7 protein-coding genes are annotated in these 14,762 nt (G+C 40.0%); 1 reads left to right on the forward strand and 6 read right to left on the reverse strand.

The annotated features are described in order from the left end of the window. Nucleotides 1–414: 414 nt before the first annotated feature. Nucleotides 415–3,846 (reverse strand): ATP-binding protein, encoded by a 3,432-nt coding sequence (locus AAGF08_RS02180; protein WP_343509273.1) that lies wholly within the window; start codon nucleotides 3,844–3,846, stop codon nucleotides 415–417. A 443-nt stretch (nucleotides 3,847–4,289) separates the two neighbouring features. On the opposite strand from AAGF08_RS02180, the gene AAGF08_RS02185 reads away from it, so the two are divergent. Then, nucleotides 4,290–7,583, forward strand: coding sequence for a glycosyl hydrolase (locus AAGF08_RS02185; RefSeq protein ID WP_343509275.1), 3,294 nt, complete (start codon nucleotides 4,290–4,292; stop codon nucleotides 7,581–7,583). 110 nt (nucleotides 7,584–7,693) lie between these two features. On the opposite strand, the gene AAGF08_RS02190 is transcribed toward AAGF08_RS02185, so the two are convergent. The 5 genes from AAGF08_RS02190 to AAGF08_RS02210 all read right to left on the reverse strand — a co-directional run bounded on the left by AAGF08_RS02190 (nucleotide 7,694) and on the right by AAGF08_RS02210 (nucleotide 14,496). Continuing rightward, nucleotides 7,694–8,092, reverse strand: coding sequence for a GIY-YIG nuclease family protein (locus tag AAGF08_RS02190; protein WP_343509277.1), 399 nt, complete (start codon nucleotides 8,090–8,092; stop codon nucleotides 7,694–7,696). 350 nt (nucleotides 8,093–8,442) lie between these two features. After that, nucleotides 8,443–10,302: a potassium channel family protein gene (locus AAGF08_RS02195; protein ID WP_343509278.1), complete on the reverse strand. Its 1,860-nt coding sequence runs from the start codon at nucleotides 10,300–10,302 to the stop codon at nucleotides 8,443–8,445. 2 nt (nucleotides 10,303–10,304) lie between these two features. Continuing rightward, complete coding sequence (locus AAGF08_RS02200) at nucleotides 10,305–10,742, reverse strand: DUF559 domain-containing protein (RefSeq protein WP_343509279.1); 438 nt, start codon at nucleotides 10,740–10,742, stop codon at nucleotides 10,305–10,307. A gap of 81 nt (nucleotides 10,743–10,823) precedes the next feature. Then, nucleotides 10,824–12,650: a potassium channel family protein gene (locus AAGF08_RS02205; RefSeq protein ID WP_343509280.1), complete on the reverse strand. Its 1,827-nt coding sequence runs from the start codon at nucleotides 12,648–12,650 to the stop codon at nucleotides 10,824–10,826. Between the two features lie 43 nt (nucleotides 12,651–12,693). Next, nucleotides 12,694–14,496, reverse strand: coding sequence for a potassium channel family protein (locus tag AAGF08_RS02210; protein WP_343509281.1), 1,803 nt, complete (start codon nucleotides 14,494–14,496; stop codon nucleotides 12,694–12,696). Nucleotides 14,497–14,762 lie beyond the last annotated feature (266 nt).

The following is a 14,762-nucleotide window of genomic DNA, read 5'->3' on the forward strand; positions in this document are numbered from 1 at the left end:
GATTTTGATAAAATCTACGACCAGGTTTAATACGGCTTTATAAACACTTTTTAATATTAAAAAAGACAGATTTCTAAGTACAAAGTACATTTGAAAATAGTTTATTTTTATCAAAATATAAAAAATCTACTTCTCTTAAGATGATAAAAATCAGATGATTTAGTATTGATTTTGCTAACAAGATTAATCCATTAAAAAATTTAATTATTTGGTTTAATTTTCACTTTAATTGGAGTAAAACAATATTGATAAAATTATGATTTTTATTGATTTGTATATTTTCAATTTTTTTTAAAAATTTTGCACTGATAAAATCTTTGATCTGGGATTATAGGATCTTTAAGAGTTCTTTTAGGTTTTTGCACCGATTTTTTTTGAACCAATTGCTTTATAAATCTAGAAAGCTTGAGGGAATCAGACTTGGGAATCCAACAGAATTGTAAATATAATTCCCATGCCTTCCTTACTATCAATCCTAATTTCTCCCCCATGCGCTTTTATGATATCATAGCTGAGTGATAACCCAAGGCCAGTACCCGATCCAGTGGGCTTGGTGGTGAAGAAGGGCTGGAATATCTTGTCTTTTACTGAATCAGGAATTCCATTGCCATTGTCTCTTACAGAAAGCTCAATAACCCCCCCTGCCTGTCCGGCAGGCAGGCCTTGCCCCTCCCGATATCTCGGGACAGGCTCTGATAGGGGGGAATAGGAACTGCTTACAGTTACGGTTGGTTTATAATCGGGATCTGCGTTTCCTGATTTTGCCTTTTCGTGGACTGCGTAAAAAGCATTGTTCACCAAGTTCAAAATCACCCGCCCGATATCCGAAGCCACCACATTTACTTTTGGAAGATCAGGATCAAGGTCCAATTTAAAATCTGCATTAAAGCTCTTATCCTTTGCCCTTAATCCGTGATAAGAAAGCCGTACAAATTCATCGGCCAGCGCATTTAAATCAGTCGAAGCTTTTTCTCCTTTATTGGTCCGGCTATGCTCCAGCATTCCCTTGACAATGGCATCGGCTCGCTTGCCATGATGGTTGATTTTGGATAGATTTTCTTTCAGATCTGCCCCAATGATTTTCACTTCTTCCAGATCCCCTTTTCTGATTTCCTCATTCATTTCATCTACGAGCTCTTCACTGACTTCAGAAAAATTATTCACAAAATTCAGCGGGTTCTGAATCTCATGGGCGATGCCAGCTGTAAGCTCACCGAGCGATGCCATCTTTTCGGATTGGATGAGTTGGGCTTGGGTGGATTTCAGTTCTGAATAAGCCTTCTCGATTTCCTTTGCTTGTGCCAATTCTCTATCCTTGGCCAATTCTCTTTCCTTCCGGGCGGCTTTTTTCCTTTGCTCCTGAATAAATCCATAAGCCAAAAGAATAAATACTCCTAGGTAAAGAAAATAAGCCCACCAGGTTTGATACCAAGGAGGGAATACCTTTATGCTTAATTGAAGTGGTTCTTCGTTCCAGATGCCGTCAAGATTTCCGGATTTCAATTCTAGAATATAATCTCCTGCCGGTAAATTGGTGAAGACAGCATTTCCATTTCCTCCTGCATCTTGCCAATTGTCATCAAAATTCAGCAAGCGATATTGGCTAATGTTTTTACCGCTTCCGCCAAAGTGGATAGAAGCAAAATTGATTGAAAGTGTGGTGATCCCCGGAGGGATTAACAAAGAAGAAAAGGTGTGATTGGGCTTCCTATCAGTAGTGTCCAGAAAGGTTTGGTAGCTTTTTCCATCTAGGGTAATTCCCCTAATAACAATTTTTGGGGGATAAGGATTAGTTTTTATTTCTTTAGGATCAAAGACATTCATTCCTCCATTTCCAGAAAAGTAAATTCTCCCAGATGGGCCCCTGTTATTTAGCTTGGTATCAAAAAGGTTGGATTGAAGACCACGTTCTGATCCAAAACGAACCGTCTTGCCGGATTCTGGATGATATTGAATAATACCTTCCGAGCTGGCAAGATATAGATTACCCTGATCATCAAAGCTGAAGGCTCTTATTTCCAAGTCAGGATACCCAAATTCTTCAAAGGTCTTCCAGAACTTCAATCCATCGTATTTCTCATCGAAATAGCCAAAACCGTCAACAGAGGCAACCCATATTCTTCCTTTGGAATCCAGAATAGGTCTTGCAGTAACATACCCTAAATCCTGGTTGATAAAATCTCCATTTTTGACAATGGCTTTTGAATCCGTATCGATTAGCAACCAAGAGCTTTGAGCGGAATCTTTTGTAATCAAGAGATTTCCTTTGGTATCAATTAAAGCTGCTCGGTAATATACATCTTTGTTGCCTTTCACAATTGAAGTAAAAATTTCTGATTCTGGATCAAAAAAATCGATCCCATTGTCTACACTGATCCACAGTTTGTCTTGAGGGTCCCTATGGATTCCAAATATCCAATTATTACTAAGTGAGGTCGAATCTTCCGGATCATTTTTGTATCGGGTAATCAGGCCAGTTTTTGGGTCTATACGATTAAGTCCGCCATTTGCATAACCGGGAGAGCCTGTTCCCACCCAAAGGGTAGAGTCTTCAGTCTGTGTAATCGCCCAAGCAAAGGGATGGGATAATTCTGTTCCTGTAGTTTTCCCTTTTGGAGTAAGACCTCCAAAGAAACCTCCTATCCTGTTAAGGATTGTTTTTCTGTCTGAAGCAAAATGAATTAATCCCTTTTCATTGCTAATCCGTTGACCTGCCCAGAAGGAACCATCTGCCAGCTCAAAGGATGACAGGATATCCGGAATGACTTTCCCCTGTTCATCTCGCAGGAGGCCAAAATCCGACTGATAGGTATTTAATAGACTGAGGCCATAGGCGAATTTAGGGATCCAAAGAACTCCTTGACCATCCAGAAATAAACGGCTTCCATGATTGCTGGACATAGGGAGCAATTCTTTTTGTGTATTTGTACCGGAATGGATGGTTAGGGATTCTCCCGTTTCAAGATTTATTCGGGAAATGGCATTTATTTGATTGAGCCAAAGGTCATTCCCAAGGAGTATGTAAGAAGCATCATTTTCAAAGCCCTTCTCTTTAAGTATTTCAGGTTCGCTTACTTTTTTAAATGTCCAAGCATCTTTATCTGACTCCCGGGAAGCAATCCCATTGGAGTTAAACAACACGGTCCCTGATTTCCCATGGGGAAGAATGATGCTAGGATACGAATAACTAAGGGAAGGCTTATTTGGGGTATTTTCATCCAGTGGAAATTCTTCATAACTAAATTTTCCATCCGGATGCCTTATTCCTATTTTCTGTTCTCCACTCTCCTCTGGTATAAGAATAAAATTGATCCTTCCGTCCTCTCCGATATTGAGTTCCCAAACTTCTCCGACTTCCTGTCCCGGTTCAAGGACAAAATTATTACTTGCCGAATCTAATTTCATGATGCCTTTGGAAGTTGCTGCGAATACTTCTCCATGCATTCCCAAAAGCACATGGGTATAGCGTCTATTTGGATCCACATCCATATAGGAAATCAGGCTGTCTCGGTTGGAATCATAATAAAATAGATTTCCATCTTGTACTTCGATCCAGACACCTCCTTTGGCATCTGCTTTTATGTATCGGCCTTCATGGTAAATCTTTTCGTAATTTTTCCCATCAAAGCGGTATACTCCATCCCAGGTTCCTAGGTAGATGAACCCATAGATGTCCTGCGTAACATCCGTAACTGAAGTGCTTGGCAAGCCATCATCGGAAGTGATGTTGTTGAAAATGTAATTTTGGGCATGGGAAATAAACGATGACCCAAAAAGAAAAAGGATAGTCAAACTAAGCAGGGCCCTGTTTTTTAAAAATTCGGGATGGTTTTTTTCTTTATTCATCAGTTGAAATTTTCTTTGCCTCCCCGATCAATTCAAGGGTAAACTTTAACCTACCACTAACTATTCGGTCTTTGTATTCAGCTTCCAAAATGCTTTTCGTATAATTATTTTTAGAAGGTACTGAATTTTATGAACATTTGACTTTGGATTCCGATCAAATGGCACTCTTACATTAGTTTAGGGATCATTACTTGAAATGTTAAAGGAACCAAAATTGGGATCATTTATCTTAGAATTAGATCATTTAATAAGGGAGAGTTTTGATTTCGATGAAGTTAAGAATTTCTAGCATTTAGATTATCGGATGAGCCATGCTAGGGAAATAAAGGTACCCCAATGGTCGCTAACTGTTTTGGTTCAAGCAGGACTTTTGAGTTGGGAAAACGGCCTATTTTCTCAGATTTTCCCTAACTTCCTCTTTACATTAAACTAAGTGACTCCTTATGCTACAAAAATACATCGCTTATCCACTCTTACTACTTATACTTACCTGCTCGGGTTTTTACGCGGAAGCTCAAGAAAAGGGCGAAGAAAAACCCGCCATTTATGAAGCTGCTTGGAATAGTCTTTCCTTCCGATCTATTGGACCTTCTTTCACTTCAGGCAGGATCGCAGATTTTGCAGTAAATCCAGATAATCCAAGTGAATTTTATGTGGGTGTTGCCGCTGGAGGGGTTTGGAAAACCACCAACAAAGGGCTCAACTTTGATCCGGTATTCGATGCTGAGGGCTCCTACTCCATCGGGGTGGTAGAGATGGATCCCAATAACCATAATGTCATCTGGGTAGGTACAGGAGAAAACAACAACCAGCGAAGTGTAGCATATGGTGATGGGATTTATAAAAGTATGGACGGAGGAAAAAGCTGGGAGCATAAGGGGCTCAAAGCATCTGAGCATATTGGGATGATAGCCATTGATCCGAGAAATTCTGATGTTGTATATGTGGCGGCTACTGGCCCACTTTGGAGTGCTGGAGGAGATCGTGGATTGTACAAAACTACAGATGGAGGTGATAACTGGACTAAGATTCTGGAGATCAGTGAGCACACAGGAATTCATGAGGTACATCTCGACCCTAGAAATCCCAACGTGATTTATGCCGTAGCACACCAAAGAAGACGCCACGTGTTTACATACATCAGCGGTGGACCTGAATCGTCTATTTACAAGTCAACAGATGGAGGAGAGAATTTTCGTAAGATTGTCAAAGGACTTCCTAGCGGTGATTTAGGGCGGATTGGACTAGATATTTCTCCAGCTAATCCAAACGTGATCTATGCTATAGTGGAGGCTCAGGAAGATAAAGGTGGGTTTTACAAATCCACAGACCTTGGGGAATCCTGGGAACGGCAAAGTGACTATACCACTAGTGGCCTCTATTACCAAGAAGTAATAGCGGATCCGGTCGATGTGGATCTGCTCTATGTGATGAATACTTACTCTGGTGTTTCTGAAGATGGTGGTAAGACATTCAAAAATGTAGGCGAGAAGAACAAGCACATCGACAATCATGCGCTATGGATTGATCCCAAGAACCCGAACTATTTACTGAACGGAAATGACGGAGGTGTTTACGAATCATGGGATCGAGGAGAAACTTGGCGTTTCTTCCCCAATCTGCCACTAGCCCAGTTTTATAAACTCGGAGTGAGCAATGACTATCCCTTCTATTATGTTTATGGCGGTACACAGGACAATTTCACCTTCGGCGGTCCTTCTCAAACGACGGAGACCACTGGAATCACAAATCGCAACTGGTTCGTGACGACACTGGGTGATGGGTTTGAACCACATGTGGATCCTGAAAACCCAGATATTATTTACAGTCAATCGCAGTATGGTAACCTGGCCAGATTTGACAGGAAGACAGGTCAGACGAAGAACATCATACCCCAACCTCTGGATGGAGATTACTCTTACAATTGGAATTGGGATGCTCCTTTGCTTGTAAGCAGTCATGATCACAAACGTCTTTACTATGCTTCTGATCGAGTTCATCGAAGTGATGATATGGGTGAAAGCTGGCGTGAAGTGAGCGGAGATCTGACCAGAGCGCTAGATCGCAACAAACTGGAAGTGATGGGGAAGGTCTGGCCAATGGATGCAGTCGCAAAACATGCTTCTACTACGCCTTATGGAAATATTGTGGCAATCGCAGAATCTCCAATTGATGAGAACCTACTTTATGCTGGCACAGACGATGGCCTGATCCATATGTCTGCAAACGGAGGTGAGAGCTGGACACGCTACAGTTCATTCCCAGGCGTACCTGACATGACCTATGTAAATGAAATTATTGCTTCCGCCCATGATAAGAATACCGTGTATGCGGCATTTAATAATCACAAAAAAGGTGACTTTAAACCCTATCTTTTGAAAAGTACGGATATGGGAAAAAGCTGGACAACTATCAAAGCAAATCTGCCTGAAAAAGGATCAGTATATGCTATTGAAGAAGACCCAGTAGCAGCAAACTTGCTGTTCGTAGGGACTGAGTTTGGATGCTTTACTACCCTTGATGGGGGTCAGTACTGGCAAAAGCTATCGAAAGGACTTCCCACCATCGCGGTACGTGACATTAACATTCAAGAACGAGAAAAAGACTTGGTGATCGGTACATTTGGGCGAGGCTTTTACATCATGGATGATTACTCGGCACTCCGCGAATTGTCCAATGAGCTGCTGGAAAAAGAAGCCCATATTTTCCCTGTTTCAGAAGCATTGCAGTATGAGCCTTATAGTCCAATTGCTGCAAGCAAAACCATCTCCTGGTTAGGTCCGAAAGGGTTTCAGGGCGAGACCTACTATTTAGGCGAAAATCCGCCATTTGGAGCTGCATTTACTTATTTTCTGAAAGAGAAATACACAACCCTAGAAGATGAGCGAAAGAAAGCAGAAGAAAAGGGAAGAAAAGATGGTGAGACTGTTTATTATCCGAGCTATGAGCAGCTACAAGCCGAGCAAGAGGAAGAAAAACCATTCCTGATTTTTACCATCAAAGATGTGAATGGTGAGGTTGTTAATGAAATTAGAAGTGTAGCCAAAGAAGGCATCAATCGAATATACTGGGATTTAAAATATCCTGCCATAGATCAGGTGAATACCAATCTCGCAGATCCAATGAAGGATCTCCCATCAGGAATTATGGTGCTGCCAGGTAACTATACTGTGGAACTAGCAAAGAGTATTAATGGTGAAGTAACTCAACTCATGGAAGGGGTACCATTTGAAGTGAAAACATTAGATAACCAAACTGTCCCAATGGCAGACCCTGCAGCTATGCTGGCATTTCATCAGGAGTTGATGGAGCTATCCAAATCGGCAAATGGAGCGAGAAGTTCATATGATCAGTTGCGGGAAGCTTTGAAATATTATCAGGCAGCAGCAAGAATTGTAAAGAGTCCTTCCTTGGATGCAAAGATTGATACAATGGAAAGTGTATTGGATGAGATTGAGATAACCATGTTTGGAGACCCCATCAAACGGCAGCTCGAAATCGATCAGGCACCGTCCTTAAGTAGTCGGGTGAATACGGCGATTTATTCCGGATCTACAAGTTTGACCGACCCTACTACAACTTCGAAAGAGGTGAAAAGAATAGCTGAAAAATATTTGAATCCGGTGATCGCAAGTCTGAAGGAGTTGATAGAGGTTAATGTACCAGCCATCAATGCGGAACTCGATGCGAATCAAGCACCATGGACGCCTGGAAGAATCATCGATATTAAGAACTAGTGGGAGATTCCTTAACTCAGCTCTGCTTCGTCAGGAATGACGCTCCTTCAACGTCATTCCTGCGCATGTAGGAATCCCCTCAAGAGAAACAGAGAAATACCGGAATCTTTTCAATTATAGTCCTGAATCTCTTCGAAAAGATCTCGCCAACTAGGATTGAAAGAGTTAATGACGTTTTCCTTGTATTCTCTTTTCCATTTCTTGATCTGTTTTTCTCGAGAGATAGCGGATACTATGTCTTCAAAAACTTCAAAGTATAGTAGATCCACGCAGTTGTATCTCTTTGCAAAGGCTGAACCGATCCCTTGCTTGTGTTGATCGATTCTGGACTGAAGGTTACTGGTCACGCTGGTATATAGCACCGTTCGGTTCTTATTTGAGATAATATAGATGTATCCTCCTTTTTTCATTTTTATACAAATTAAGGAGATTCCTGAACTACGCTCTGCTGCGTCAGGAATGACGTCTAGGTATTGCTCGTCCCTCCCAAACCGGAATGACGTTATCAACCCTCCTCATTCCGGGTTTTGAAGCAAAGCGGAAAAATACCGGAATCTTTGAATTGGAGTTCGAATCACGAATAGGAGATTCCTGAACTGCGCTGTGCTTCGTCAGGAATGACGTTGAGCGATTTAGTTGAGCAGCTGCGAAATCAAACTCACTCAGAAGATGGTTAGCCCCGATACGCTTCTCGTACCTCGAGCTATCGGGATTAACCAGACCATTACTTTATTTAGCTCTCGTTTCGCATTAATTTAATAATTGTGATATTAATGAAACAGAAAATCGTCAACCCCGAATCGCACTTTGTGCTCTCGGGACTAACCAGCGAAATCATTTTGAGAAATTAAAACTCTCATTAATTCAGCAATTGACTAATTAAACTTACCGAGAATATAGTCAACATAAACCAACCGATAAAACCTTGGATAATCGCCAAGTAGCGAGGTAAGCCTTTTATGGGGATCTCACCAAAACCTAAAGTGGTGAAGGTGTTGATGCTCAGCATAAGGGCGTTCAGCATTTTGATAAAGAGGTCGTAGAGCAAGGCAATCACGAAAGCTCCAATAATCAAGACAGACTTTCCTGCTTTCTTAGAGTCTTCCGTAGAAGACCAGGTTCCTTTAAGCACATCTACCTTGGAAAGTAACCAAGAGAATGACTTTGTGCCAGCCACCGACCAGCGATAAAGAGGTAGGGCGGTAGCCATAAAGAAACCAGGGATTTCTTGTTTGGACTTGAGCATATACGCTCTGAAGTCTTCTGCTGCCATCATCTCTTCCCGCTTTTCATCCAAATAGACTTCATGGATCCCACTATCCTTTTTCATGTATTTGGCAAAAAACCGATAGCGATCCATGATTCGGTTCTTGCCATGACTGTCCCAGTGGTTAGGAAAGAAAAGGTAGACTAAGGCAAAGACTAGAATTACATAAGTAGAAAATGTTATGGCCTTGGCAGGTTCTGTACCATAGTCACTAAAAACTTTCAGAAACTGATTGACTTTCCATTTGAAAAAAGGAGTGAAGCTTGGGTTGGTTTTATATAAATAGGCAAGGCGTTTTGTTTCTAAATCTTTAAGGGCGATATAACTTGAGTTAGCGAATTCCGGATCATGCTGTGATTTATAAAGGGCATTGAGTCGGCCCAAGAGTTGAACTTCACGTTTATAAATATTGCTTTCACTCACCCTTACATTTTCCAAATATTGGGTTTGAATGCTGTCAGATAATATGAGATCATTTAATGCTTGACCATCGTGGGTAGAGAAAAATCTAGGTGTATAATAGTTGAGGTATGTAAAAGAGTCATAGAAGCCCTTTTGGAACTGGTTCCAGCCTATTTTATTGGTTGTCGTTATTTCACCAATTTTCAAGCCAACAGGCTTATTAAAATTATTTTCTTCGATGACTAAATTTGGAATAACATTTCCTGCATTGACGGTTATTTCTACACTGGCATCACCAAAATTATTTTTTTCAAGATAGAAATCTGTGCCTTTATTTGGCGATATCTTCACTTCTCCACTGTTTAAAAATGTATTATTGAAAAACCTTGAATAAGTATTCTTCGACAGCCACATAAAACTTAAATAATTGGTATTTCCAATAACCCGAGTAGGTTTGAGGTGAATCTTGTTAAAGCCAATAATGACACTTAGGTTAGTTGGGGACTCATTTGAGGATAAATCAGTCAAGGCAAAACTGTTATGAAAATTTGATGAGAGGATTCTGATAAGCCCTGTATAATTTCTTCCATTTATGGATAATTGCACTTTTTCAAAGTCTTCATTATAAAGAAACCGTGGCTTTTCTTTGAATTCACAGAAAAGAATATTGAACTCAGTATTTAAAAAACTGACCTTCTTTTCAAAAATAAGGTGATGTAAGCCATAGGAACCAAAGGAACCAAAGAAGACATTTTCTAACTCAATGGCCTTTTCGATATGGATGTTTTCTTCTCTCCAAAATTTATAGTTGATAGAGTCACCATCTTGACCTTTAGCTTTAGTAATATATGCATGAGCCATATCGGTAAGGCTATCAAATTCTATTCTGGCATTTTTTAGTATAAAAAGACTGTCCTTTTCATCTTCGATCAACTGAAAGAACTCCGAATAGGAGTATTCTTTGAATTCTATTTCGTCTTGAGCGAAGGCGGAGAAACAGGTAAGCAGTAGCAGTACTGCAAGGGTAAGGTAGTTGAAGGATTTTTTCATTTTTATGTATCGTCATCATTAGGTATTCCCCTCCTTGGAGGGGCTAGGGGTGGGTTTTCCTCCTTGGCAGAGTTGGCCTTTATTTCGCTGATTGTGTGCATCAATTCAGAAATCACCCAATTGATGTTCTTCTTGACATCCAAATCGTCAAACCTTACAAACTGTACACCCAAAGACTCTAGTCTTTTTTGTCTAACCGCATCCTTTTCAGGTTGGTCATCATGATGGTGAGACTCTCCATCTATCTCTATCGCCAATACTAAGTCTTTGCAATAGAAATCTACAATAAATTCATCAATTGGAATTTGACGATTGAATCGCACGCCCAATTGCTTGTTTTTAATTTCATTCCATAATAGCACCTCGCTCAACGTCATGTCTTTCCTAAGCTTTTTAGCTAAAGGCAGAAGGCGTGGGTTATATGGAATTATTTTTCTCATTCTTAGTCGCGACCCACCCCTTTATCCCCTCCAAGGAGGGGACTTGCTATGCGATGGAGCTTTCCTGAATCCATTGTCATTTTAATTCAACAACTGACTTATCAAACTCACACTAAATATCGTCAGCATAAACCAACCGATAAAGCCCTGGATAATCGCTAGATAACGCGGTAACCCCTTGATCGGAATCTCACCAAAACCTAAGGTGGTAAAGGTGTTGATGCTCAGCATTAAGGCATTGAGCATTTTAATAAAGATATCGTAGACAATAGCAATCAAGAATGCACCTATGATCAAGATAGACTTTCCTGCTTTCTTGGAGTCTTCTGTAGAGGACCAGGTTCCTTTAAGGACGTCAACCTTGGAAAGTAACCAGGAAAAAGTTTTAGTACCCGCCACCGACCAGCGATAAAGTGGCAGGGCGGTAGCCATAAAGAAACCGGGGATTTCTTGTTTGGACTCAAGCATATATGCTCTGAAGTCTTCTGCTGCCATCATCTCCTCCCGCTTTTCATCCAAATAGACTTCATGAATCCCACTATCCTTTTTCATGTATTTGGCAAAAAACCGGAACCGATCCATGATCCGGTTCTTGCCGTGGCTGTCCCAGTGGTTAGGGAAGAAAAGGTAAATGAGGGCAAAGGCTAATATGACGTAACCTGAAAAGATTATTGCTCTTGCGGGCTCTGTTCCATAGGCAGAAAAAACCTTTAAGAATTGGTTGATCTTCCATGTGAAGTAATTTCTAAAGGAGGGGTTTTCCTGTTGTAAATATGCTAGTCGTAGCGTTTCAAGATCTTTGGATTCTATGTATGCGATATTCGAAAACTCTAAATCATTTTGAGATTTATAATGATTAATAAATTTTCCTTTGAGCCTTTGTTCAGCCTTGTAAGCCTTGTTATTCTCAATACGTGATTTGTTGAAATAGGAATTCAGGTAGGCTTCATTCGTGAAATTATAAAAATCGTTCTCCTGGTTTGAGCTATCTAATTCACTAATTTTGCTCACTTCTTCTATCAGGTAACCAGTGCCATCTACACTTTTACCTCTAAACTGGGACCAATCCACCACAGTGTTTTCGTTGGGATTAATGTCTAAACTGGTGTAGCCTTTGATTACATTCTCTTCAAATTGTAGACTCAATGATTGATTAATGGTATTGTTTATTTTTAACAAATCAACATCGAAAGAATTATTGGTGATTTCCGAAAATCCACCAACAGATATTGACATATATCGGCCGGAAAATTCATTAAAATAAATTTCCTGGTATCGTAAATTAAAATGATCAAAATTAATGTCATTTATTCCCGATTTGATTTTAGAGTTGAACAGAAAGAAGGCTGCGGACAATTGCTCAGTCTTCCCAATATCTGAATTACCATGATAAAACCCATTCAAAAATTCGCTGTCTTGTATGATTGAGATTTGAAGCCGGTCGTTAGCGATTTGGTCTTTAGAAACTTCAAAAAATAAGGTGAAATCTTTTAAAAACCGAGAATTGGATATGCTGATGCTTAGAACATCACGTATGATAACTTTCTTTTTAAATAGTATATGGTGTAGAAATACAAGGCCGTTATCTCTTGCAACTTTAGTCCGTTCAAATTGCACATTATTTAACCTTAATTCCTTATCTATAATGATGCTATCATAGCTATTGTGTATGGGATTATAAAGCTGAGGTAATCCAGCTTTTTTATTTCGAATAATAGGGACTATAAACCATTGATCTGTTGTCAGATTAGGTATAATCTTAGCGTTCTCCAGACTAAAAACAGAATCTTCCTCATCTTCGATCATTTGAAAGAACTGGGTGTAGGAATATTCCTTATATTCAATGTCTTCCTGTGCAAGGGATAAAAAAGGAAATAAAAGACTTAGGACAAAAAAATATTTTCTCATAGTATTAAAGCTTTTTTCTAGGTTAGGTTTCATCAAAGGAGGATCAGTTCAACAACTGGGATATCAAAGAGACTGAGAATATCGTCAACATAAACCACCCGATAAAGCCCTGGATAATCGCCAAATAACGGGGTAAACCCTTGATTGGAATCTCTCCAAAGCCAAGCGTGGTAAAGGTATTGATGCTAAGCATTAATGCATTGAGCATTTTGATAAAGAGGTCGTAGACAATAGCGATTAAGAAAGCACCTATGATCAAGACAGACTTTCCTGCTTTCTTGGAGTCTTCTGTAGAGGACCAGGTTCCTTTAAGGACGTCTACCTTGGAAAGCAGCCAGGAAAAAGTTCTAGTACCCGCCACCGACCAGCGATAAAGAGGCAGGGCGGTAGCCATAAAGAAACCGGGGATTTCTTGTTTGGACTTGAGCATATAGGCTCTGAAGTCTTCTGCTGCCATCATCTCCTCCCGCTTTTCATCCAAATAGACTTCATGGATCCCACTATCCTTTTTCATGTATTTGGCAAAAAACCGATAGCGATCCATGATTCGGTTTTTGCCATGGCTGTCCCAGTGGTTTGGGAAGAAGAGGTAAATCAGGGCAAAGGCGATGATTACATAAACAGAAAACACAATGGCCCTCGCAGGTTCAGTCCCGTAGGCTGAGAATATTTTCAGGAATTGATTGATCTTCCATTTGAAAAAGGTGTTAAAGTGAGGGTCCGTTTTGTATAGATAAGCAAGCCTTTTGGTTTCTAAATCCTTTGAGTCTATATATACAGCGTTTTTGTTCTCAATATTATTCTGTCGATTATAAAAATCTATGAGTGCACCTCGAAGCTTTTGCTCGGCATCATAAGCAGTTTTGTAACGAGGGACTATAGAGTCGAAGTATACTTGAATCTTTTCGTCTGTCACATCACTGTCTATATCGAACCTCTTAGATTGGCTTAAAGCGTATTTTTCGCTACCTAACACATAACCTTCACGGGAGAATACATTACCATGAATTTGATTCCAGTCAAATGAAGCACCGGTAGAAACCTCTTCAAATTCTAGAGCTATGTTTGAGCCAAAGGAATTGTCTGTAAAATATTGTCTTCCTTTTACCTCTAGATAAAGTTCAGAGCAGTTAAAGACATTGTTAAAAATACTTGATTCTTTTGGAACTCCTAAAGAGAATACGTCTGCTTCTAATTGGTTAGAATGCATTAACAACGCTGTGGTTTCCTGCACTAGAATATTGGAGATGATGTCTGATTTTTGAAGCGTATTGCCCACGATGAATAATTGGACTTTGCTTGCGGTTTCGTCTCCAGAACTTATCGAAAATGATACTTGAAAGGCATTGCGTGTAATCGATACGTTTCGATAACCTTCAAAGTTTTTATTATTGTTGTTGTAATAAATGATTCTAAAATCATCATCAAACCTCGATTCTGATATATTCATACCGAATGCGTTCCAAAATGATACTCGTTTTTTATAGTGAATGTGAGAAAGCACAACCTGCATGTAAACACCGCTTTCATTGGTAAAACCCGACTCAAATTCTACGTCTCTTATGTCGATTTCCTTATCTATAATAATTGTATCTCTTGACTCGTATGATTGGTTAGAGAAAGCATCTAACCGATCTGATGGACGCTGATTAGGGGAGAATATAAATCGTTGATCGGTTTCAGGATTTACTTTAATTAAAGCATTCTTCAATTCAAAAATACTGTCCTTTTCCTCTTCGATCATTTGAAATAACTCCGAGTAGGAATACTCCTTGTATTCAATCTCTTCTTGAGCGAAGGAGAAGAGTGGAAGGAAAAGGCATAAGGCTAGAGTAAAGTGTTTCATAGTGGTTGAAGCTTGCTTTAAGGTAGTCAGGAATCAGGTAAAGAGGAAATCAGTCTCTCTAACACGTCATTCTGAGTGAGCTTGCGACCGAAAGAGCCTGCCTATGCCGGCAGGCAGATCTCCCTTTTCGCTTGACGAATTCTTTTTATAATCAAGAGATTGCCGCGCTGCGCTCGCAATGACGTAAAGCGATTTAGTTGAGAAGCTGCGAAATCAAACTCACTGAGAATATGGTTAGCATAAACCAGCCAATAAAGCCCTGAATG

The sequence above is a fragment of the Algoriphagus sp. SE2 genome, assembly GCF_039563885.1.
Lineage (GTDB): Bacteria > Bacteroidota > Bacteroidia > Cytophagales > Cyclobacteriaceae > Algoriphagus.

What these genes read in the sequence shown, in the direction of transcription:
- AAGF08_RS02205 (WP_343509280.1), bottom strand. Translation starts at nt 12,650, where the DNA reads ATGAGAAAATATTTTTTTGTCCTAAGTCTTTTATTTCCTTTTTTATCC.
- AAGF08_RS02210 (WP_343509281.1), bottom strand. Translation starts at nt 14,496, where the DNA reads ATGAAACACTTTACTCTAGCCTTATGCCTTTTCCTTCCACTCTTCTCC.
- AAGF08_RS02185 (WP_343509275.1), top strand. Translation starts at nt 4,290, where the DNA reads ATGCTACAAAAATACATCGCTTATCCACTCTTACTACTTATACTTACC.
- AAGF08_RS02180 (WP_343509273.1), bottom strand. Translation starts at nt 3,846, where the DNA reads ATGAATAAAGAAAAAAACCATCCCGAATTTTTAAAAAACAGGGCCCTG.
- AAGF08_RS02195 (WP_343509278.1), bottom strand. Translation starts at nt 10,302, where the DNA reads ATGAAAAAATCCTTCAACTACCTTACCCTTGCAGTACTGCTACTGCTT.
- AAGF08_RS02200 (WP_343509279.1), bottom strand. Translation starts at nt 10,742, where the DNA reads ATGAGAAAAATAATTCCATATAACCCACGCCTTCTGCCTTTAGCTAAA.